Raw genomic sequence first — 21958 nt, forward strand, 5'->3', positions numbered from 1 at the left:
TTCAAGCCGCGCCGGGCCTCTCAGAGGGATTAACGATTAGTTTGTTTGACGACGCTGAGCGCGCTCGCCACCAGTCCGCCGACGTCGGCGACGTTGCTCGGCATGATGATGGTATTGTTTTCCTTGGCCAATTTGCCGAAGGCGTCGATGTATTGCTCGGCCACTTTCAGATTGACGGCCTCGATGCCGCCCTCGGTGCGGACCGCGCCGGCGATGCGGTTGATCGCGTCGGCTGTTGCGTCGGCCACCAGCCGGATGGCTTCGGCCTCGCCCATCGCCTGGTTGATCGCCGCCTGCTTGTTGCCCTCGGAGTTGTTGATGGTGGCCTGCATCTCGCCCTGGGATTTCTGGATCGCCGCTTCGCGCGCGCCGGTGGCCAGGTTGATCTGCTCCACCTTCACGCCCTCGGACTGGGCGATGCGGGCGCGTTTTTCCCGTTCGGCGGTGATCTGGGCCTGCATCGCGTGCAGGATGTCCTGCGGCGGCACCAGGTCCTTGATTTCGTAGCGCAACACCTTGACGCCCCAGTTGATCGCCGCCTCGTCCAGCGAGGCCACCACGGTGCGGTTGATGTCGTCGCGCTCTTCGAAGGTCTTGTCCAGCTCCAGCTTGCCGATCACCGAGCGCAGCGTGGTCTGCGACAGCTGGGTGATGGCGACGATGAAGTTGCTGGTGCCGTACGAGGCCAGCTTGGCGTCGGTCACCTGGAAGTAGAGGATGCCGTCCACCTTCAACTGGGTGTTGTCGCGGGTGATGCAGATCTGGCTGGGCACGTCCAGAGGGATCTCCTTCAGGCTGTGCTTGTAAGCGATGCGGTCGATGAAGGGCGTGATGATGTTCAGGCCCGGAGTCAGGGTGGCGTGGTAGCGGCCCAGGCGCTCGACGATATAGGCGTGCTGCTGCGGCACCACCGCCAGCGATTTGAAAATGAAGATGACGACGGCCACGAACAGGATCAGGACGATTTCCATGGATTTTCTCTTTATTGCGGTTGTTGTGACGAGATCTTGAACTGATTGCCTTCGCGGCCGGAGATATAACCAGTGCCGCCGGCGCTGAGCCTGCTGTCCAGCAGCACGGCGTCCCATTCGGCGCCGCGGTAGTGGATGCGGGCATGGCCCGGGGTGGTGAGCGCGCGGATTTCCACCTGCTGGCCCCAGTCGGGATCGTCCTGGGGCGGGGGAGGAGGCATCAGGCTGCGCCTGCGGCGATAGATCAGCAGCAGGCCGACGGCGCCGCTGACGCTGGCGATCAGCCATTGCCATGGCTCCGGCGCGCCCAGCCAGGCGGCGAGGCCGCCGCAGGCCAGGGCCAGCGCCACCATCAGCAGATAGAAGGTGCCCGACACGAATTCGGCGATCAGCGCGACCAGCGCGCAGCCGAACCAGAAGGTGAGTTGCGACATGAAATCCTCAGGGGGCGATCATCACGGTTATTGTCCGGCCATTTCTTGCGAATGACAACGGGGTCGCCGGCGGGGCCGGCGGCGCGGACAAAGCTCAAACGTGGTCGCGGTCCGGCAGGAAATGGGACAGGTGGATGGCGTCTTCGCTGTCCAGCCAGCATTTCCTGACATAAAGCCACAGGCCGGCGACGATCAGCGGTGCAAGCAGGAGCAGGGCGGTCATGGCCGTTCCCTCCGGATGGGTTCCCGCTTTCAGTTTAGACCGCGAATGCGTTGCCGGCCGTGCCGGATTGCGACCTCCGGGTTTACAATGCCCGCCCGTTTCAGACAGCAGGATGGGTTGAATGTTCCAGGTGCAAGAAAAGGCCCAGGCCGAGGTGGAAATCCGCAAGAGCCGCTTCATTGGCATCGTGCTTCCGGTGGCCAGCCGCGACGAGGCGATGCGGGAGCTGGCGGCCGTACGCGCGCGCTGGCCGGATGCCCGCCACTACTGCGCGGTGTTGCTGTGCGCCGGCGATTCCATGCTGGACGACGACGGAGAGCCGTCGGGCACTGCGGCCAAACCGATGTACAACGTATTGCGGCACAAGGACATCGTCAATGTGCTGGCGGTGGTGGTGCGTTACTTCGGCGGCATCAAACTGGGTGCGGGCGGCCTGGTCAGGGCCTACACTCAAGCTGTCAATGCCGCGCTGGCCGAGGCCGTCCTGACGCCGCTGAGCCGAACCTGCCTGCGGCGGCTGGGAGTGGATTTCTCCGGCGAGGCCCGTCTGCGGCACGCATGCCAGGAGACGGGGCTGGCGGTGGTGGATCAGCAATACGCCGACAGGGTCTGGCTCACGGTGGAGCTGCCCGAGGCGGATGTGGACGCGAGGCTGGCCGGGTTGGCCGACCGCATGGCCGGCGCGCTGGAGGTGGCGGGGCCGGACCGCTGAGAATGCAACGAACGGGAGGCGCAGATGACGCAGCAAAAACAGTACCGCCTGGTGACGCGCAGCGATTTCGACGGACTGGTGTGCGCGGTATTGCTCAACGAACTCAAGCTGATCCGCGAGGTGATGTTCGCTCATCCCAAAGACATGCAGGACGGCAAGGTGGAGATCACCGGCGACGACATCACCACCAACCTGCCATACGTCGCCAAGGCGCATCTGGTTTTCGACCACCATCTGTCGGAGACGCTGCGCAACACCACCGACGTCGACAACTACGTGATCGATCCGCGCGCGCCGTCGGCGGCGCGGGTGGTGTACAACCATTACGGCGGCAAGAAGGCGTTTCCCGGCATCAGCGACGAAATGATGGCGGCGGTGGACAAGGCGGACTCCGCCCAGTTTTCCATCGACGAAATACTCGACCCCAAGGATTGGGTGCTGCTCAATTACCTGATGGACGCCCGCACCGGCCTTGGCCGCTTCCGCGAGTTCAAGGTCAGCAATTTCCAGCTGATGATGGATCTGATCGGCTACTGCCGCAATCACGGCATCGATGAAATCCTGCAACTGCCGGATGTGCAGGAACGGGTGGCGCTGTACCGCCAGTACGAGACGCTGGCCAAGGAGCAGATCCGCCGCTGTTCCCGCGTGCACGGCAATGTGGTGGTGCTGAACCTGCTGCATGAGGAAACCATCTACCCGACCAATCGCTTCATGATCTATGCGCTGTTTCCCGACTGCAACATCTCCATCCACCAGATGTGGGGGCTGAACAAGCAGAACACCGTGTTCGCGGTGGGCAAGTCCATCGTCAACCGCACTTCGCGCACCAATATCGGCGCGCTGCTGCTGCAGTATGGCGGCGGCGGCCATGAGGCCGCCGGCACCTGCCAGGTGGGGCATGACCAGTCCGAGGACGTGCTGGACGAGCTGATCGCGCGCATCCGCGGTCACGGTTAGGGCGACGAGCGGCTGGCGAAGGTCCGCCGGCCGCGATTACAAGGTTCGCAGCAGCGTCAGCGCCTGATGCAGGTCGCCGCAGACGGCCAGCGCCTGCGCGCGCTGCGTTTCCGACGGCGCGATCAGGTCCGGCACCAGGATCACCCTGGCGCCGGCGGCGACGCCGGCCTGCATGCCGTACGGCGAATCCTCCAGCACGATGCAGCGCTCAGGCGCCGCGCCCAGCAGCGCGGCGGCGGCCAGATAGATGTCCGGCTCCGGCTTGGTGCGCGCTACCTCGTCTCCGGCGATGGTGTGCCGGAAGTAGCGGGCCAGTCCGCTGCGCGCGAGCTTGACGTCGGCGACCGCGCGGCGGGTGGAGGTGGCCACCGCGCGCGGAATGCCTTGGCTTTCCGCCCAGTCCAGCAGCTCCACGATGCCGGGTTTGAGCGGAATCTCCTCGTGCTCCAGCATGCGGCGGTAGCCGGCGCGGCTGGTTTGCTGCAGCCGCGCGGCCAATTCCTCGTTTGCCAGGTATTCCGCGATGTAGCGGGTGCAGCGGGCTTCGGACAAACCGACCATCCCCATCAGCATCGCGTCGTCTATCTGTATGCCCAACTCGGCGCCGGCGCGGCGGGTGGCCGCGCAGGACAGCGTCTCGGTATCCAGCATCAGGCCGTCCATGTCGAACAGCAGAGCGTCGAAACTACGGTTCATTCCCTCTCCTTTCTACCCGAAACTATCGTTTTCCCCGGCTGCCGGCAAGGGCGATGACTCTGGTATAGTGGTCCGGGTCAAGCGCAAGGCGAAGGAGGCGAGGGTGAGGTCGGTACTGATAGCGAATCCCAAGGGCGGCAGCGGCAAGTCGACGCTGGCCACCAATCTGGCGGCCTATTACGCAGCCAGTGGCAAGAAGGTGATGTTGGGGGATGTCGACCGCCAGCAGACCTCCTTGCACTGGCTGGCCCGGCGCGATCATGCGCTGCCCGGCATCTCCGGCTGGGAAGTGGCCGCCAACGAACCCAAGCGCCCGCCGCGCGGCACCGAGGTGGTGGTATTGGACAGTCCCGCCAGCCTGCACGGCAAGAAACTGACCTCGTTGTTGTCGCAGGTGGGGCACGTGATCGTGCCGATCCAGCCGTCGCCGTTCGACGCGTGGGCCAGCGAGGCCTTTTTCGAGCAGATGCTGGAGGAAAAATCCATCCGCAAGAACAAGGCCTATATGGCGGTGGTGGGCATGCGGGTGGATCCGCGCACCCGTTCCGCGCGCGAGCTGGAGCAATTCCTGGCGCGGCACGACGTGCCGGTGCTCAGCTGGCTGCGGGATACCCAGCTTTACGTGCAAGCGGCTTCGGCGGGGATGTCCTTGTTCGATCTGCCGGCCTCGCGTACCGAACGGGACCGCGAAGCCTGGCTGCCGATACTGCGCTGGCTGGGGGACGATCCGGCGGCTTGGTGCGACAAGTAGCGAAAATTTTTACGTGTAGACTCTTGACGTCGAGATTCAATGCGCGTAGCTTTGTTTCGTAACTGCGTGCGAGCCGAAGACAGGCGTCGCAGGGGTAGCTGCAAATGGGAGCCTATACGGCTCCCGTCTTTGTTTGGGGCCCCTGTTTTTTTCATCCAAACCTGTTTTTGTGGGAGCACACGCATGATCAAGACCGAACTCAACTACGGCGACGTATACCTGGTGCCGAAGAAAACCGTGGTGGACAGCCGCAAGGAGTGCGACACCTCCGTGCAGTTCGGCCCGCGCCGCTTCGCGATGCCGGTCTACCCGTCCAATATGAAGTCGGTGGTTTCTGCCGAGACCTGCGAGCTGTTCGCCCGCGAAGGCTGGTTCTACACGCTGCACCGCTTCAATGTCGACGCGGTGGCCTTCACTCGCTACATGCAGGAGCGGGGCCTGTTCGCGTCGATCAGCGTCGGCGTCAACGACGACACCTACGAGCAGCTGGACGCGCTGAAGGCCGCCGGCCTCGAACCCGAATACATGACGCTGGACGTCGCCAACGCCTGGTGCGTGAAGGCCGAGCGCATGATCAAGCACATCAAGCAGCACTTTCCGAATACTTTCCTGATCGGCGGCAATGTCGCCACCGCCGAGGCCGCGCGCGACCTCGAAGCCTGGGGCTGCGACGCGATCAAGGCCGGCATCGCCGGCGGCCGCGTCTGCATCACCAAGAACAAGACCGGCTTCCATCGCCCGATGGTCTCCACCGTGCGCGATTGCGTGGCCGCGGTGAAGATCCCGGTCATCGCCGACGGCGGCATCGTCGAGCATGGAGATATCGCCAAGGCGCTGGTTTGCGGCGCGGCGATGGTGATGGCCGGTTCGCTGTTCGCCGGCTACGACGAGTCGGCCGGCGACATCGTCGAAATCGCCGGCAAACACTACAAGGAATACTTCGGCAGCGCCTCGCAGTTCAACAAGGGCGCCTACGTCAACGTCGAGGGCAAGAAGATCCTGGTCGAGTACAAGGGCAGCATGGGCAAGCTGCTGCGCGAACTGCAGGAAGACCTGCAGTCCTCGGTCAGCTACGCGGGCGGCACCACGCTGTCGGCGCTGCGCGAGGTGGAGATGATCCAGGTTTACCGCTGAGCGGGCATGGCCTGAAACGATAAACGGCCGCGGGCTTGCGCTGCGCGGCCGTTTTCATGTCCGCGCTTATTTGGCGCCGGCAAGCTCCGGCGCGGCGGCCTCGGCCTTGCTGCGGCATTGCAGCCAGATCGCGCACTCCAGCTGCATCGCCGTTTCGCCGCGCTGGTTGCGGGTGGTCCAGCTCACCTTGACCACGCCGAAGCCGGGTTGGCTGCTTGAGCGGCGCTTGTCCAGCACTTCCACTTCCACCTGCAGCGTGTCTCCGGGGCGGCTCGGCTGCGGCCAGCGCATCTTGTCGATCTGCATGCCGATCAGGCCGTTGGCGGCGCGGCCCAGTTCAGACTCCGCCACCAGCCGCATCGACAGGCTGCTGGTATGCCAGCCGCTGGCGGCCAGGCCATTGAAGAATGTCTGCTTGGCGGCCTCCGGATCGGTATGGAAAGGCTGCGGGTCGAACTGGCGGGCGAAAGCGATGATTTCCTGCTCGCTCAGCGTGTGTTCGGCGCTTAAAAAAAGCTGGCCGGGCCTAAGGTCTTCGAAGTAGAGCATGATTCATCTTACGTTAACGTAATATCAGGCTTGCAGCATAGCGCCGGCGTTGAAATTGGTCAAAGCATCATTCTCAATCCAGCGCGGCGGCGATAGCCTCGGCAAGGCCGGCGGGATTGTCCCAGGCCAGCGAGTGTCCGGCGTCGGCGACGATGCTGGTGTCGATGCCATGCCGGGGCAGCCATTCGACGTCCGGATCGGGCAGCGATTTCTCGCCGAAGATGATGCGGCGCGGCATGGACAAGGCCTGCAGCTGCTCGCGCCAACTGACTGCGCTGCCCGCGATCAGGCCCTTGGCAGCTCTATGCACGGCCAGCGGCGAGGCGACGGCCATGCTGCCGGCCCAGTTGGGGCTGTCCGCGCCGAAGGTCCGAATGATTTCCCGATGGCCGCGGGCGACGTAGTCGGCCTCGCTCCAGCTTGCCAGCGCGCGGCTGTAGGCGCCGCCGCCGCTGTCCAGGTTCGGTTCGGCCAATACCAAGCGCCGGATGCGATCCGGCATGAGCGTAGCCAGGTCGATGGCGATGCTGCCGCCCATGCTGTGGCCGTATAGATCGAATTCGCGCAAGCCCAGTTGTTCGATCCATTGCGCCAGCGCTTGAGCCTGGGCGCCAGGGTCGTAGCTGAAGTCCTCCGGTTTGTCGCTGAAACCGTGGCCTAGCAGGTCGACCAATAGCGCGCGGCGGCCGGCGAGGCCCGGTTCGGCCAGCAGCCGGGGATAATCGAACGAAGAGGCGCAGCCCAGGCCGTGCAGCATGATGAGCGGCGCGCCGTGGCCGGGAATGTCGTGGCAGCGCAGCATGGCTTGCGGCTGGGAAAGCGAGAAATATTGCATGATGGATTCAGTGCGAGGCGTTGGAGGTTTTTCGATATTCGCGGCGCTTCAGGCCGCTGATGTGGGTCAGCCGGGTTCCGGCGGCCTGGCGGCTGAAGATCAGCCGTTCGGGCAGCCGCTCCAGTTTGGCCTCGCAATGCTCCGGCCCGCTGCGGCTGGCGATGACGGCGCAGTCGCAGCGCGCGCCGTAGCGGCGCGTGAGCGTGGCGATGCCGCCATTCATGATGATTTCATCGCCGTCGCCGGCCAGGTAGCGCCCATCGAGCCAATCGGGCAGGGCGGCGAAGCCGGTTGCGGCGGGGCCGGTATCGACAGGTTTGCCGTCAAGGAGCTGGCAAACCGTTTCCGCCAGCGCCCAGGCATCGGTTTGAGCCAGATTGCTGAGCGCGATCACGCAACGGTTTTTGGCTGGCTGGGCCAGCAAGACCGAAACAAAGCCGTTGATGTCGCCAAGATGGGAGAATACGGGGCCGTCGGGCGTGTGTTCGCGATACCAGCCGGCGGCGAAGCCGTCCTCGCCGTTTTCGGTGGCGAACATCCACTCCCGGCTGTCCGGGGAGAGGATGTCGCTGCTGCTCAGCGCTTGCCACCAGCGCAGCAGGCTGGGAGCGTTGGCGCTGAGGCTGTAGGCGCCGAAGCCGTTGCTGATGTCCAAGGGCGGCGCCTCTTGCCATTCGGTGTCCAGCCAATAACCGCGCGCGCCATCGGTTGCCGGCGCTTCCATTTCATCGTGTATGCCGCTCAGCCCCGCCGGCGCCAGCATCTGGCGCAACAGAGCCGCGAACGGTTTGCCGCGCAAAATCTCAAGCAGCCGCGCCAGCAAGGCGTAAGCGGTATTGCTGTAGGCGCAGCCTTCGCCCGGAGCGAACAGCGGCGGATGGGCGAGGATGTCGTTTATCAGTTGGTCCGGCGTCCAGCGTTGCCGCATCCGCGTCGGCCAGTAGTCGGGCAGGGCGGTATGGTTGCCCAGCCCGGAGCGGTGGCGCAGCAAGTGGCCGGCGGTGAGGGCGTCCGGCAGCTTGAATTGAGGCAACAGCGGCTGAAGGGGCTGATCCAGCGCCAGCAGGCCATCGTCCACCAGGCGCAAAACCAGCGCGGCGGTAAAGCTTTTGCTGAGCGAGCCTATGCGCAGCGGCGTATCGTTTGCCATCGGCCTGCCGGAAGCCGCGTCGGCCCAGCCATGGCTGCGCAGCCATTGCCTATCGCCCTCGGCAGCCAGGGTGACGCCGCTGAAATTGCCGTCGGCGGCCAGGCGTTCCAGATAAGGCGTCAGCAAATCCATATATGTCGCCTAGTTGGCCAGCGCGTACTGGGCGGTGTCGCGCTGGGTGTTTTCCTGTCGGCGTGCGCGGCGGAGCCATCTCCCGGCAGCGGGCAGCGGAGGATCAGGCGTTCGCTTTCGATCTGTTCGGGAATGTCCCGCAGAATATCCGACATGTCATGTTCCTTGCATTGCGCAATGCAATGTTAACGTCATGATGTGGAATATTCCAAGCAGGATTTCAGACCCGCAGCGCGGCGATCAGGGCGGCTTCCAGCGCCAGCGAGGTCTTGTCGTCCTTCAGCGCGGCGCCGGAGATCAGGAACGAGTCCTCGGCCCGGCCGCCCAAGGTCATGATTTTGGCGGACTGCACATTGAGCCGGTAATCGGCCAGCACCTTGGCGATGCGGGCGAGCAGGCCGGGGCGGTCTCCGGCGACGATGGACAGGATGAAGTCGTTGTCCCGGTCGTCCGGGCGGATCGATACCTGCGGCGTGATCGGGAAATGCTTCAAGTGGCGGCTGATCCGGCCTTGCGGCGGCAGCTGCAAGGGCTGGTCCGCGGCCAGCGCCGCCGCCAGTTCGAACTCGATGAAGTTGATCATGTCGCGGTAGTCGCCGTCGTGGTGCTCGGGGACGAAGACGTGGAAGGTATCCAGCGCATAGCCGTGGCGGGTGGTGTAGACCTTGGCGTCGGCGATGCTGTAGTTGGTGCGGCCGAAGAAGGCGCAGGCGCGGGCGAACAGTTCCGGCTTGTCGGGCGAATAGATCAGCACCTGCAGGCCTTCGTGGTCGTCGGCCAGCCGCGCGCGCACTTGCGGCAGGTCGGGAGACAGCTGGCGGTTGAGCACGCGGGCGTGCCAGGCGATTTCCTTGGCCTCGTGGCGCAGGAAGTAGACGGTGTCGAGCTGCGCCCACAGGCCGGCCTCGGCGCCGTCCGGTATCGCGTGCAGCCGCAGCTGGGCGCGGGCCTGGTTCTTGCGCGCTTCCAGCTCTGAAGCGAGGTCTATCTCGCCGCCGCGCGACAGCACGCGCAGCGTCGCGTGGTACAGGTCTTCCAGCAGCTTGGCCTTCCAGGTGTTCCACACCTTGGGGCTGGTGCCGCGGATGTCGGCCACGGTCAGCAGGTAGAGCGCGGCCAGGCGGCGCGGCGTGCGCGCCAGATCGGCGAAGCGTTGCACCGTTTCCGGGTCGTAGATGTCCTGCTTCTGCGCGATGCTGGACATTGTCAGGTGCTGGCCCACCAGCCAGGCGACCAGTTCGCAGTCTTCCGGAGGCAAGCCGTGGTCGCGGCAGAAGGCCTCGGCGTCGGCGATGCCCAGTTGGGAGTGGTCGCCCCCCCGGCCCTTGGCGATGTCGTGGAACAGGCCGGCCAGATAGAGGACCTCGGGGCGCTCGAAATCGTTGATCAGCCGCGACAGGAACGGGTATTCGTGGTTGTAGGCGCTGATGGCGAAGCGGCGCAGATTGCGCACCACCATCAGGATGTGCTCGTCCACGGTGTAGACGTGGAACAGGTCATGCTGCATCTGGCCGACGATCTGGCCGAAGTTGGGCAGGTACTGGCCGAGGATGCCGTACAGGTTCATCCGCCGCAGCGTGCGGGTGAGGCCGGCGGGCTCGCGGAAGATCTGCATGAAGGTTGCGCGGTTGCGCGGATCCTGGCGGAAGCGGTCGTTGATCTGGCTGCGGCCGTGCCACAGGGCGCGCAGCATGCGCGGGGCGAAGCCGGACAGTTCGGGGTGGCGCTGCAGCGTCAGGAAGGCTTCGAGTATGGCGTGCGGGTGTTTGTCGAAGACATTGACCTCGCGGATGCCCAGCATGCCATTGACGGCGTGGAAGTATTCGTTGATGTGCTGGGTGACGCGCGGCACCTGGCTGTAGATGCGTCCGCGCAGATTGGGCAGCAGGATGCCGTTGAGCTGGTTCACTGTCTTGGCTGCGCGGAAGTAAAGCTGCATCAGTTGCTCGCTGGCGCGCTTGGCCGGGGTGTCGGCCAGGCCCCAGGCCTGCGCCACCTGTTGCTGCAGGTCGAAGATCAGCCGGTCTTCGCGGCGGCGGGCCAGCAGGTGCAGATCGATGCGCAGCTTCTGCAGCTGCTCCTCGCTGTGCTTGATCAGCCGCGCCTCGGCCAGGGTGAGGATGCCGCGCCGGACCAGCGAATCCCAGTTGTCGCCCAGCCCCGCCGCCTTGCTGATCCACAGGATGGTGTGCAGATCGCGCAGGCCGCCCGGACTTTCCTTCAGATTGGGTTCCAGGTTGTTGCTGACGCCGAAGTGGCGGGTGTGGCGCTGCTGCTGCTCCAGCGTCTTGCCTTCGAAGAAGGCCAGCGGGTCGCGCTGCGCCTCCAGCCGCGTCATCAGCTTGCGCCAGGGCTCGGCTGGGCCGGCCACCAATCGGTTTTCCAGCAGATTGGTCTCGATGGTGATGTCGCCGGCGGCTTCGCGCAGGCATTCGTCCGTCGTGCGCACGCTGTGGCCGATTTCCAGGCCGATGTCCCACATCAGGCCGATGAAATGGCTGACCTTGTCGTTGGTTTCGGCGGATGGCTGGTCGGGCAGCAGGATCAGGATGTCGACGTCGGAGCCGGGGAACAGCTGCCCGCGGCCGTAGCCGCCCACCGCCGCCAGGGTGGCCAGTTCGTCCAGGCCCTGCTCGCGCCATAGCTCGGCCAGCGCCTGGTCCACCGCCTGGCTGTAATGGCGGAGGAAGGCCGGCGCGTCGCGGTCGGCGCGGTAGGCGTCTGCCAGTTGTTGTCGCTTGTCGGCCAGCATCTGCCGCCAGCGCTGCAGGGGGGTGGCCGCAAGTGTCATGTCAGCGCCTTTCCTGTTTCGCGATGATGCCGATGCCACCCAGGAAGAAGATCAGCGTGGGCAAGGTTGCGGACAGGATGGAGTTCCAGTCGTATAGCAAGCCCAGGTGGCCGAACAGGCGGTTCACGAAGTGGAAGGTCACGCCCAGGCAGATGCCGGCGAACAGCTTGATGCCCAACTGGCCGTGGCGGCGCTGTTGCGGCGTGAAGGCCAGCGCCACCAGCGCCATCGAAATGCAGGCCAGCGGGTAGAACAGTTTGCTCCACAGCGCGATCTCGTAGCGCTGGGTCTGCTGCTTGTTCTTCTTCAGGTGCTCGATGTAGGTGAGCAGGTTGTGCGCCGACATTTGTTCCGGCACCACCAGCAGCACCGACAGGATTTCCGGTTCGATGATGGATTTCCATTTCAGCGCCGGGTAGGCGTTGCTGATGGTGTGATCGGCGGCCAGCACGGTTTCCTTGACGTTTTCCAGCTGCCAGCTGCGGTCCTGCTTGGAGAAGGTGCCGCGCTCGGCGATCCGGGTGCGCTCCAGCTTGAAGTCCTGATCGTAGGTGTAGATGCGGATGCCCAGCAGGGTGTTGTCCGGCAGCATTTCATGCACGTTGATGAAATTCTGGTTGTCTTTCACCCAGGTGCCGGAGCGGAACTCCTTGGCGACGATGGAGTGGGTGGCGGTCAGCTTGGTGCGCTCGGCCTCCTGCATCGCCCACGGCGAAACGAATTCGCCCAGCAAGATGGTGAGCACGGCGAAGCCCAGGCCGAACTTCAGCAGCGTGGCTGCGATCTGGCCCAGCGTGACGCCGGAGGTGCGGATCACCGTGTATTCGCTGGAGCTGGCCAGCTGGGTCATCGCCACCATGCCGCCGATCAGCACGGCCAGCGGCATCAGTTCATAAGCGTGGCCGGGGACCAGCAGCGCCACGTAGGTGGCCATCACGCTGGCGGTATAGGTGCCTGTGCCTAGGGCGGGCACTTCGCCCAGCAGATCGAAAAAGCCGTACAGGCCGAGCAGCGCCAGCAAGGTGAACAGCGTGGACTGGGTCAGGGTGCTGATGATGTAGCGGTGTATGAGTTTCATCGACGTGGCGGCTTAGCTTTTCTTGCTGAACATCAGGCGCAGGGAATGCGAGAAAGGCGCCTGCGGACGATCGCGGTGTTTGAGCAGCAGCAGCGCCGCCAGCAGCAGCAGCGCGTGCACCAGCGCCACCGCCCAGACGCCCACCTTGTCCTGGCCCACCCAGTTTCGGGTCAGGGTCAGGCCGTTTTGATAGACGAAGAAGGCCAGCAGCGCGAACAGCAGATTGTAGGTATGGCCGCTGCGCGGATTGTAATAGGACAGCGGCAGCGCCAGCAGCGCCAGCAGGATGCAGCTGATCGGCATGGAAAGGCGCCAGGCCAGCTCCGCGCGGTATTCGGGGTTGCCGCTGCCGGCGAGGAGAACGCTGGTGGGGATGGACTGGCGGTTGCTGGCCGGTCCGGTCGAGGCCTGGCTGTCTCCCAGGCTGGCCGTATAACGCTTGAAATCGCCTATCTGGTAATCGGCCTGTCCGGGTTCGCCGACATAGCGCTTGCCGTCTTCCAGCACCAGCACGCGCTCGCCGTCCGGCTTGATCGAAATATAGCCGCGCTTTGCGAAAATGGAGCTCACTTTGCCGTCGGTCATATCCTGCATGAAGATATTGGTGGCGGCGCTGTGCAGGCCGGAATAATTTTCAATGAAATACACTTTGCTGGACGATGCCGATTCCTTGAACACGCCCGGCGATATTGCGGAGATTTCTTCGCGGCGCTTGATGATTTCCGCGTAATCCTGGCTGCGCTGGTCCGCCCAGGGGCCGACGAACAGCGTCACGACGGCGATCAGCACCGCCAGCGGCACGGTGAAGCGCATGATGGGCCAGATCCAGTCGCGCAGCGACAGGCCGGCGGATAGCCAGACCACCATCTCATGGTCGCGCCAGGTGCGGGTGAGCACGACCAGCACGCTGACGAACACGGTCAGGATCATCAGAACCGGGAAAAAACCCAATGTCCAGAAACCGATCAGCGCGGTGACCGCCTCGTTCGCGATCTGCCCCTCCGCCGCCCGCCCCAGCAGATTGATCGCTTGGGTGGAAACAATGATGGCGAGGAGCACGACGAATACGCCCAGCGCGGTTAAAGTCAATTCCCGTGTCAGGCTTTTTTGAAAAACCATTTATTCAGTGCCTTTTTGACTTTTTGTGAAAAGCATTGTGATAATTCGATGAGACAATTCTGAATCGCCAATTCCGGCAAATTTGGACTAATACAACAATCCTGCGTTACCGGCGGCCGAGCCGTCCGTCTTTCCCGAGCTTAGACGGCCGTCATGAGGTGGCGCAACGACACTCGTTCTACAGCGGAGTACCTATGGAATTTAACATAAAAAGCGGCAGCCCGGAGAAGCAGCGCGTCGCCTGCGTGATGGTCGGCGTTTATGAATCGCGCAAGCTCACCTTTGCCGCCGATCTGCTCGATCGCATCTCCAACGGCTTCATCAGCGACGTGATCCGCCACGGCGATATGGAGGGGAAACTGGGCAGCACGCTGGTGCTGCATTCGGTGCCGCACACGCTGTGCGATCGGGTGATGCTGGTCGGCCTGGGCAAGGAGCGGGAGTTCCGCGCCAAGGAATACCGCGAGGCCGTGCGCGCCTCGGTCAAGGCGCTGACCCAGACCTCCGCCAGCGAGGCCGTCAGCTACCTGTCCGAATTGACCGTCAAGAAGCATGACGTGGAGTGGATGATCGAGCAGGCCACCGTGGTGACCCTGGACGCGCTGTACCGCTTCGACCGCTTCAAGAGCAAGCAGGACGAGTCCGCGCGCGAACCGCGCAAGCTGACGCTGGCGGTGCCGCGCCGCAGCGATCTGGCCGACGGCGAGAAAGGCTTGCAACGCGGCCTGGCCATCGGCAACGGCATGAAGCTGGCCAAAGACCTGGGCAATCTGCCGGGCAACGTCTGCACGCCGAGCTATCTGGCCGACGAAGGACGCAAGGTCGCCGATGCTTTCGGCGGCGAGGCCGAGATTCTGGGACCTAAGGAAATCGCCGAGCTGGGCATGCATTCCTTCCTGTCCGTGGCCAAGGGCAGCAGCGAAGAAGCGCGCCTGATCGTGCTCAAACACCAGGGCGCCAAGGATAAGAACGACAAGCCGATCGTGCTGGTGGGCAAGGGCATCACCTTCGATTCCGGCGGCATCTCGCTGAAGCCGGGCGAGGGCATGGACGAGATGAAGTACGACATGTGCGGCGCCGCCACCGTGCTGGGCGCGTTCCGCGCGGTGGTGGAGATGAATCTGCCGCTGAACATCGTAGCCATCGTGCCCACCTGCGAAAACATGCCGGCGGGCAATGCGGTCAAGCCGGGCGACATCGTCACCTCGATGTCCGGCCAGACCATCGAAGTGTTGAATACCGATGCCGAAGGCCGACTGATCCTGTGCGACGCGCTGACCTATGCGGAGCGCTTCAATCCGGCCACGGTGGTGGACGTCGCCACGCTGACCGGCGCTTGCGTGATCGCGCTGGGCCATATCGCCACCGGCCTGTACAGCAACCAGGACAGCCTGGCGCGCGAGTTGCTGGCCGCCGGCGAGGAAGTCGCCGACCGCGCCTGGCACATGCCGCTGTGGGATGAATACCAGGAGCAGCTGAAGAGCCCGTTCGCCGATATGGCCAATATCGGCGGCCGCCCGGGCGGCAGCATCACCGCGGCCTGCTTCCTGTCCCGTTTCGCCAAAGCCTACGACTGGGCGCACCTGGACATCGCCGGCACCGCCTGGAAGGGCGGCAAGGACAAGGGCGCCACCGCGCGTCCGGTGCCGCTGCTGGTGCAGTTCCTGCAAGACCGCGCCGACATCGCGCTGGGCAACGTGGTGCGCCGCGGCCGCCCGCGCCGCGAGGCGCCCGAAGTGGCAGACGATGAGCAAGATTGATTTCTACACCAATGTCGCCGATCCGCAGGCTTTCGCCTGCAGGTTGGCGGATACCGTGCAGCGCAAGAAGGAACGGTTGCTGATCTGGCTGGACAGCGAACGCAGCGTCGAAGTGTTCAGCAACCGCTTGTGGAGTTTCGGCGATACCCGCTTCGTGCCGCATTGCCGGCTGGGCGAGCCGGGCGCGGCCGAGACGCCGGTCTGGCTCGCGGCCAGCCTGCCGGACGACTTGACCCACCCGGTATTGCTGAATCTGGGGCCGCAATTGCCCTATGAATTCGGCAGGTTTGAGCGCATTCTTGAAATAGTGGGGCGCGACCCGGAGTCGCTGGCCACCGCCCGCGAGCGTTTCCGTGCCTACCGTGAGCACGGTTGCGCGATCGAACATCACGACATGAGCCAAACGCCATGACCGAGTCGCCGAAAGCCGACGAGCCCGACTGGAGCGGCCTCAACCTGCCGGTCCTGACTGAAGTGGTGGACGAACAGGCCGTGCCGACACTGGCCGAGGAAGCATCCACGGAAGCGCAGGCGGAGGTGCCCGAGTTCGATTTCTCTTCCGAGCTGGATTTGCTGGCGGCCGAATTGGACGAGGGCGAACCTCAGCTGGAAATTCCCGAACTGACGCTGGACGAATTGCTGGAGGCGCCCAAGCCGGAAGCCGAGCCGGCCGGCGGCCTGGATTTCAGCGGTTTGCCGTCGCTGGAGCTGGCGGACGCCGACATCGCGGCCGACGGCGAGGAGCTGGGCTTCGTGCTGGAGCCCAAGGCCGAGGCGCAAGCCCCGGAGGCGGATGGACTGGCTGAGTTGATGGCCAGGGCCGATCCGCAGCCGTCTGGCGAGGTGCCGTTCGAGCCGCATCCGGTGGCGCCAGCGGAAGATGCCGCGGAGGCGGCCGTTCCGGACGAGATGGGCTGGAGCGATGTGGTGGCCGCCGCCAGCGAGCTTCCCGCCGACGCGCATCAGCCCGCTGCCGAGAGCGCGCCCGAAGAGCTGCCGGCGCTGGAGCCGGAGGGCGCGATTGAGACGCCGCCTGTCGAGGTGGAATCCCTTCCCGAACTGCCGATTCCAGACGCGGCGGACGGGCGCGCAGCGCAGTCCGCGCCGGAGGCCTCTCCGGCTGATGCAGTGCCGATGGCCCAGGCGGCCGATGCGTCGCCGCCATTCACTTCCATTTCCATCGACAGCCTGCCCAGCGGCGTGCTGGGTGGCGGCGCAGGCCGCGAGCCGCCGCCGTCCAGCGGGCTGGAGTGGCTGTCAGAGCTGCCGTCCCAACAGCAGGCCGAGCCGCCCAAGCCGACGATCAAGGACATGATCGCCGAGGCGGAGCGCGTGCTGGCGGAAGAGCGGGCAAAGCAGCAGGCCGCCAATCGAGAAGTGGCCGAAGCGTTCGGCTTGCCGCAGCGGGAGGAGCCATCCATCGCCGCGGCGCAGCCCATCGAGGCCCCTGTGGTTGAGTCGGAAGTCCCGCATGCGGCGGAGGCCGACGGCGCTTTGCCCGATGCAGGCCTTGAGGCCGAGATCGCCCAGCCCACGGCTGACATCGAGCAGGCGCAGGAAACTGCAGAGGCGGATGCCGCCGCTCACGATGCGGCGCCTGGCTTGGAGAGCGAAGCGCCGCAGCCATTTGCGGACGCGTCGGTCGCTCCGTTGGCCGCGATGCCGCTGGAGCAGCGCCAGGCGCTTGAGCAGAGTCCGGCGGAGCCGGTTGCCGCTGCTGAGGCGGATATGGCGCAGGCAATGCCGGAGATGGAGGCGTTCACCGTGCCGGATGAGCCGTCGGAGACCGAGGCGGCGCTTGATCCCGGCATGCCGGTGGAGGCATTTGACGCGGATGTCCCGCAGTTGGCGGAAGAGGCGCTGCCGGTCGCCGACGCGGAGCCGTTGGTGGATTCTGGACTGGAGCCTGCATCCGAGCCGATTGAGCTTGCTGCCGATGCGCTTGTTGAGGATGAGGCTGTGCTTGAGACCACGCCCTTGCTTGTCGAGCAGGAGGCTGTGGCCGAGTCCGCGCCGTTCATTGAGGCCGAGCCTCCGGAGGGCGGAGCGTCTGAGCGGATAGAAGCCGATGTTGAGCAGGCCAAGAGCTTGGCGCCTGTGCCTGATGTCGAGCAGACATTGGGGGAGGGCGAGCCGGCTGATGCCGAATTTTCGCCGGCAGAGGCGGAACCGTTTGGCGAGACTGATCTGGCGTCGTCCTTGGATGGCGCGCAGCCGGATGTCGTGATCCAGTCGGAGCCGGCGGCATTGGCCGAGTCGACGGTTCTGGAGCCGGTGGCGGATGTCGGGCCGGGATTTGCCGAAGAGGCTTCCACTGATGCGATGCTTCCGCACGCAGAGATGGAGGCGTCTGATGAGTCCGTTCCGCAGCCTTCCTCTTTGGATGGCGCGCAGTCGGATGAAACGGCCCCATCGGAGCCGGCGGCAATGACCGAACCGGCAGAGCTCGCGGAGCTGGCCCCGGACGCCCATCCGGCACATGCTGAGGCGATGGATGGTTTCGCGGAGCCTGCCGAGGCGGCTCGCTCCCTGGCCGAGCCGGCCCTTGACGCGGACCTTGCGGCGCTGGGGGCCGTTTCTCTGGAAGCGGCCTTGCCGGAACCCGTCCCGACGCCGCAGGCTGTGGATGCGCACGCAGAAAATGTCCAGGCGGAGCCCGTGGCAGAGGGGCATGGCGACGCGGTGTCCACCTTGTACGAGGCGGTGCCGCAGCCCGCGCCGTTGGAAGACGAGGACATGCCGGCCTTGTCCGGCCTGTTGGGCCGGAGCCTGGCCGCGCCTGCGCCGGAGGATGCCCCTGCGCCGCCGCAGGAGATGGCGCTGGATGCGCCCGTTTCGGTGGTCAAGGTGGCGGCGATGTCGTCCGCCGCCGGGGCTGGGCGGCAAGGGCCGCCGGCGACGGTGCTGGACGAGCAGGCCTTGTTCAACTCCCTGTACGAACGCATGCTGCCGCGGATGAAAGTGGAGCTGTCGCTTTGGCTGCAGGACGCGATCGAGGTGCAGGCCAAGCAAATGTTGTCCGGGATGATGCACCAATTGAAAGAGGATTATGAAATGCTGTTCGGCGATGCGCTGAAAGAAAGTTTGCGGCAGGCGCTGAGCGATGGCGACGGCGTGCGCAGGATAGGGGAGGACGGGCATGAGTGACCGTTTGTCCTCCATCATCACCCGCACCGGCGACGACGGCTCCACCGGCCTGGGCGACGGCAGCCGCGTCGCCAAGGACAGCGCCCGCATCCAGGCGCTTGGGGATGTCGACGAGCTCAACTCGGTGATCGGCGTGTTGCTGGCGGAGTCTCCGCCGCAGCCGATGGCGGAGTGGCTGGCGGAAATCCAGCATGATCTGTTTGATCTCGGTTCGGAACTCGCCGTGCCCGGCTACATCGCCATTTCCGACGGCCATGTGCAGGCGCTGGAGGCATTGGTGTCTTTCATGAACGAGGAACTGGGGCCGTTGCAGGAGTTCATTCTTCCCGGCGGCTTGCGCAGCGCCGCGCTGGCGCACCAGGCGCGTTCCGTTTGCCGCAGGGCTGAGCGCGCGGTGGTGGCGTTGGCCCGCGAGGAAGAACTGTCCCAGGCCTTGCGCCGTTATCTGAACCGCTTGTCGGATTTTCTGTTCGTGCTCGCGCGCTACCTGAATCGGGAACAGGGCGTGCCTGACGTGTTGTGGCGGGCGGGAAGGACGCGCTGAGCGCCATGGCGGAATGAAAAAGGGCGGCGAAAACCGCCCTTTTTCATTCCGCAGCGGGCTGCCTGTCGCTCGGATAGGGCAGGAGCGCTTATCACAGACGGAATTTGGCCACCGAGTCCTTGAGCTGGTGGGCCAGCGCGGACAGCGCCTCGACATTGCCGTTCACTTCGGATACCGAGGCTTGGGACGCGTCCACCATCTGGGAGATGGACGCCACGTTGGTGGCGACGCTATGACCGGCCTCAGCCTGCTCCGTGGCCACCTTTGCCATTGTGCGGATCTGGTCCAGCGTGTGCTCGGCGCCCTGGTTGATCTCGCGCAGCGCCTGGGCGGCCTCTTTCGCGCGCTCCACGCCGCGGGCCACCAGCGGCCTCACCTCGCTCATGCTGTCCGCCACGGAGCCGGTATCCTCCTGGATCCGCCTCACCATGCCGGTGATTCTTTCCGTGGCCTGGGCGCTGCGTTCGGCCAGCTTGCGCACTTCGTCCGCCACTACGGCGAAACCGCGCCCGGTCTCTCCGGCTCTTGCCGCCTCTATCGCCGCGTTCAAGGCCAGCAGATTGGTCTGGTCGGCGATTTCCTTGATCTCGCCGGCGATGCCGTCTATCTCGCGGGAGCGGTCGGTCAGGCCGCCGATCAGCGAAGACGCGCTGGCGATCTGTCCCGATACCAGCTGGATTTCGTCCGCCGCCAGCATCGCCAGCTTCTCGCCTTCGCCGGCCAGCCGGCAGGACCGCAGCGAATCGCTCTCCGTTTCTCCCGCGCAGGCGCTCACTTGATTGCTGCAAGCCGCCATGGATTCGATCTCGCGGGAGGTGCCTTGCGTCGCCAGCAGCGATTGGTGCGCCGCGTCGTTGATGCGCTCCACCTGGCCGCTCAGGCCGCCTACCGCGCGCTCCAGATCGGTCGCGCCGCGCTGCAGGCTCTGTATCATGCCGCGCAGGCTGGCCTGCATCGTCGCTATCGCCTCCATCAGGCTGCCGCGGCCTTCGCTTTTTACGCTCAAGGTCAAATCGCCGGCCGCGATGTCCAGCGCCGTGCGCGAAGCGTCATAAGGCTCCCCGCCTATCACGGCGTAGATCGAGCGGGCCACCAGCCAGGCCATCGCGATCACCACCGCCAGCATCCCCGCGCCGATCAGCAGCAGCCGCAGCGCCAGCCTGTCGAACACCTGGTCGACATCATCCAGGAACACCCCGGTGCCTATGGTCCAGTTCCAGCCATGGATGCGCATCACCGCGTTGAGCTTGGGCAGCGGCACGTCGCCATTGGGGCGGCGGGTGCGAATCTGGACGAAGCCGAAATCGGCGTCGCGCAGCACGTCTTCGTAAGCTTGCACCAGCGTGCGTCCGTCCGGCAGCTTTTCGCCGGGATCGTTCTTGCCCAGCTTGCGCTTGTCCGGGTGAACCAGCACCAGGTTGTCGCTGCCGCGGGCGAAAACATAAGTGCCCTTGTCGCGCAGGCTGCTCATCGCCTCGATCGCCCGCCGCTGCGCTTCCGGCTGGGACAGCTTGCCGGACTGCTCCAGCTTCTGGAAATGAGAAACTTGCTGTCCCGCAAGCGTCAGCAAGGTGCGAATCTGAGAACGGCGGTCTTCCAGCTGCGAATCATGCAGGCTGTACAAGGCGACGCCCGCCAATACGATAAGGCCCAGGCCTGCGTTAAATACCAGAATGCCCAGGCGGGTGGAAAGCTTCATGGCAGTCACTCCTGATCCAGCACATCCTTCGTTACGCTGCTTCGGCCGGGCCCGGTTTCTGGCCGCCTTCCGCACTCATGCTAATATAGGCAAATACCGCCATGATTCCGATCAACGGTTTCCCTCAAACGAATCCTATAAAAAAATGAACCTGATCAAGCTGATAAGCCCGTTCATCGCCATCGGCCTGGCCATAGCCAGCCCATTGAGCCACGCAGAGCCGGAAGACCAGCCGCTGCCTGGCGACTTCCAGCCCGCCCCCGCAGCCAAGCCGCTGCACCAGCCCCGCGCCAAAGCCGCGCCAAGCCACGTTTCCAAGCCTGCCGCCCATGCGCAGCAGCGCAAAGCCAAGGCCCCGCATGCCAAATCCGGCAAGGCCCACGCCAAAAAACATGCAGCCAAGCCTTACCGCGCGAAATCCAAGCATGCCGCCAAAAACAAGCGCGCCCAAGCAGGCGGCAAGCATCTGAAAAAAGGGCAGGCCAAGCATCACGCTCAAAAGAAAGCCCGCAAGCCCGCCAAAGCGCATAAGCATAAGGCCCATAACAAGAAGGCAGCCGCCAAGCCGCATCATAAGCACAAGAAAAAGCACTAAGACTCTTGCCAAGCAATAAACAGCCGGGCATAATGCGTCTCTCTTCGCCGGTGTAGCTCAGTTGGTAGAGCACCTGACTTGTAATCAGGGGGTCGCGAGTTCGATTCCTGCCGCCGGCACCAAATTCTAATCAGGGGTTTGCATACGCAAACCCCTGATTTCATTTAAGAAGCCATCAGTTTCAACCTCGCTGTTCTGCGTATCAAATTCCACCCTACGGCTTCTACAAAAATCATTCCCACCCTAACAGGCTAGCCAAGTACACGGTTTTTTCCTGAGGGCTCCAAGTGCACGCACACACATACATGTACGTGTGGGGGGGCGTTATGCGTGTGAGTGGGTTTTTCCAAAGTGATGGGGGGCTAGAAAAATAGTAACATCGGTAACCTGTCACGCAGGAAGGCCATTTCTCCGAGTAAATTCAAGGCATTGCAAGGCATGGAGAAAAGTAACAAATCAATAGCCTATAAGTAATCAGATTACCTCTATACCTTGTAACCTTTAGATTTTTAATCTCAATAAAATCAAATACTTAGATTTTTGTTACTGTATCGGCTACCGCTGGTGACCTCGAAAAATAAACCTGAAAAATCATTGTATTTCAATGGTTTAGGTCGATTTTACGCCGTCACCTATCACTGGTTACCATTCCGGCGACCCCCTCCCCAGCATTTTTTG

Annotated in this window: 20 protein-coding genes and 1 tRNA gene; 10 read left to right on the forward strand and 11 right to left on the reverse strand. The window is 64.1% G+C overall.

The window, feature by feature from the left end:
* Window positions 1-29: 29 nt before the first annotated feature.
* From VL52_RS08265 to VL52_RS25550, 3 genes are all read right to left on the reverse strand, one after another.
* Entirely contained in the window at window positions 30-971 is a 942-nt protein-coding gene (locus tag VL52_RS08265; RefSeq protein ID WP_046156586.1) for an SPFH domain-containing protein, read from the reverse strand.
* Window positions 972-982: 11 nt separating this feature from the next.
* Window positions 983-1405, reverse strand: a complete 423-nt coding sequence (locus VL52_RS08270) for an NfeD family protein (RefSeq protein ID WP_046156587.1) — start codon at window positions 1403-1405, stop codon at window positions 983-985.
* Between the two features lie 94 nt (window positions 1406-1499).
* Entirely contained in the window at window positions 1500-1628 is a 129-nt protein-coding gene (locus VL52_RS25550) for a hypothetical protein (RefSeq protein ID WP_260799699.1), read from the reverse strand.
* 121 nt (window positions 1629-1749) lie between these two features.
* Between VL52_RS25550 and VL52_RS08275 the strand changes: the two genes are divergently transcribed.
* Both VL52_RS08275 and VL52_RS08280 read left to right on the forward strand, forming a co-directional pair.
* Window positions 1750-2340 (forward strand): IMPACT family protein, encoded by a 591-nt coding sequence (locus VL52_RS08275; RefSeq protein WP_046156588.1) that lies wholly within the window; start codon window positions 1750-1752, stop codon window positions 2338-2340.
* A gap of 24 nt (window positions 2341-2364) precedes the next feature.
* Window positions 2365-3300 carry an exopolyphosphatase gene (locus VL52_RS08280; RefSeq protein ID WP_046156589.1) on the forward strand — a complete coding sequence of 312 codons (936 nt, stop codon included), beginning with the start codon at window positions 2365-2367 and terminating at the stop codon, window positions 3298-3300.
* Window positions 3301-3336: 36 nt separating this feature from the next.
* On the opposite strand, the gene VL52_RS08285 is transcribed toward VL52_RS08280, so the two are convergent.
* Entirely contained in the window at window positions 3337-3996 is a 660-nt protein-coding gene (locus tag VL52_RS08285; protein WP_046156590.1) for an HAD family hydrolase, read from the reverse strand.
* A 103-nt stretch (window positions 3997-4099) separates the two neighbouring features.
* On the opposite strand from VL52_RS08285, the gene VL52_RS08290 reads away from it, so the two are divergent.
* Window positions 4100-4747, forward strand: coding sequence for a nucleotide-binding protein (locus VL52_RS08290; protein WP_046156591.1), 648 nt, complete (start codon window positions 4100-4102; stop codon window positions 4745-4747).
* A gap of 183 nt (window positions 4748-4930) precedes the next feature.
* Window positions 4931-5881, forward strand: coding sequence for a GMP reductase (locus VL52_RS08295; RefSeq protein WP_046156592.1), 951 nt, complete (start codon window positions 4931-4933; stop codon window positions 5879-5881).
* Window positions 5882-5947: 66 nt separating this feature from the next.
* Here the strand turns inward: VL52_RS08295 and VL52_RS08300 are convergent, their stop codons facing one another.
* From VL52_RS08300 to lptF, 6 genes are all read right to left on the reverse strand, one after another.
* The gene (locus VL52_RS08300) at window positions 5948-6430 is read right to left on the reverse strand and encodes a MaoC family dehydratase (protein ID WP_046156593.1); all 483 of its coding nucleotides are present in this window, start codon (window positions 6428-6430) and stop codon (window positions 5948-5950) included.
* Window positions 6431-6503: 73 nt separating this feature from the next.
* Window positions 6504-7265, reverse strand: a complete 762-nt coding sequence (locus VL52_RS08305) for an alpha/beta fold hydrolase (RefSeq protein WP_046156594.1) — start codon at window positions 7263-7265, stop codon at window positions 6504-6506.
* Window positions 7266-7272: 7 nt separating this feature from the next.
* The gene (locus VL52_RS23220) at window positions 7273-8547 is read right to left on the reverse strand and encodes a serine hydrolase domain-containing protein (protein ID WP_052729219.1); all 1275 of its coding nucleotides are present in this window, start codon (window positions 8545-8547) and stop codon (window positions 7273-7275) included.
* A 220-nt stretch (window positions 8548-8767) separates the two neighbouring features.
* Entirely contained in the window at window positions 8768-11338 is a 2571-nt protein-coding gene (locus VL52_RS08315) for a [protein-PII] uridylyltransferase (protein WP_046156595.1), read from the reverse strand.
* A 1-nt stretch (window position 11339) separates the two neighbouring features.
* Window positions 11340-12416 (reverse strand): LPS export ABC transporter permease LptG, encoded by a 1077-nt coding sequence (lptG, locus tag VL52_RS08320; RefSeq protein WP_021477576.1) that lies wholly within the window; start codon window positions 12414-12416, stop codon window positions 11340-11342.
* A gap of 12 nt (window positions 12417-12428) precedes the next feature.
* Window positions 12429-13535: an LPS export ABC transporter permease LptF gene (gene lptF, locus VL52_RS08325; protein ID WP_046156596.1), complete on the reverse strand. Its 1107-nt coding sequence runs from the start codon at window positions 13533-13535 to the stop codon at window positions 12429-12431.
* Between the two features lie 194 nt (window positions 13536-13729).
* Here lptF and VL52_RS08330 point away from each other — a divergent pair, with 194 nt between their 5' ends.
* Genes VL52_RS08330 through VL52_RS08345 form a run of 4 tightly spaced genes read left to right on the forward strand, consistent with a single transcriptional unit; the run spans window position 13730 to window position 18986 of the window.
* Complete coding sequence (locus tag VL52_RS08330) at window positions 13730-15295, forward strand: leucyl aminopeptidase (protein ID WP_046156597.1); 1566 nt, start codon at window positions 13730-13732, stop codon at window positions 15293-15295.
* Window positions 15282-15707, forward strand: coding sequence for a DNA polymerase III subunit chi (locus tag VL52_RS08335; RefSeq protein ID WP_021477573.1), 426 nt, complete (start codon window positions 15282-15284; stop codon window positions 15705-15707). The genes VL52_RS08330 and VL52_RS08335 overlap by 14 nt, the downstream gene beginning before the upstream one ends.
* On the forward strand, window positions 15704-18442 hold the full coding sequence (locus tag VL52_RS08340; RefSeq protein ID WP_046156598.1) for a hypothetical protein: 2739 nt from the start codon (window positions 15704-15706) through the stop codon (window positions 18440-18442). Before VL52_RS08335 ends, VL52_RS08340 begins: the two co-directional genes overlap by 4 nt.
* Window positions 18435-18986, forward strand: a complete 552-nt coding sequence (locus VL52_RS08345) for a cob(I)yrinic acid a,c-diamide adenosyltransferase (protein WP_046156599.1) — start codon at window positions 18435-18437, stop codon at window positions 18984-18986. The genes VL52_RS08340 and VL52_RS08345 overlap by 8 nt, the downstream gene beginning before the upstream one ends.
* Before the next feature lie 91 nt (window positions 18987-19077).
* Here VL52_RS08345 and VL52_RS08350 read toward each other — a convergent pair whose 3' ends face one another.
* Window positions 19078-20685 (reverse strand): methyl-accepting chemotaxis protein, encoded by a 1608-nt coding sequence (locus VL52_RS08350; RefSeq protein WP_046156600.1) that lies wholly within the window; start codon window positions 20683-20685, stop codon window positions 19078-19080.
* On the opposite strand from VL52_RS08350, the gene VL52_RS08355 reads away from it, so the two are divergent.
* Entirely contained in the window at window positions 20684-21280 is a 597-nt protein-coding gene (locus VL52_RS08355) for a hypothetical protein (RefSeq protein WP_144410190.1), read from the forward strand. The two genes, VL52_RS08350 and VL52_RS08355, sit on opposite strands and share 2 nt — an antisense overlap.
* A 46-nt stretch (window positions 21281-21326) precedes the next feature.
* Window positions 21327-21402: transfer RNA gene (locus VL52_RS08360), tRNA-Thr, on the forward strand.
* Window positions 21403-21958 lie beyond the last annotated feature (556 nt).

This window comes from Chromobacterium vaccinii, assembly GCF_000971335.1.
Classification (GTDB): Bacteria; Pseudomonadota; Gammaproteobacteria; order Burkholderiales; family Chromobacteriaceae; genus Chromobacterium; species Chromobacterium vaccinii.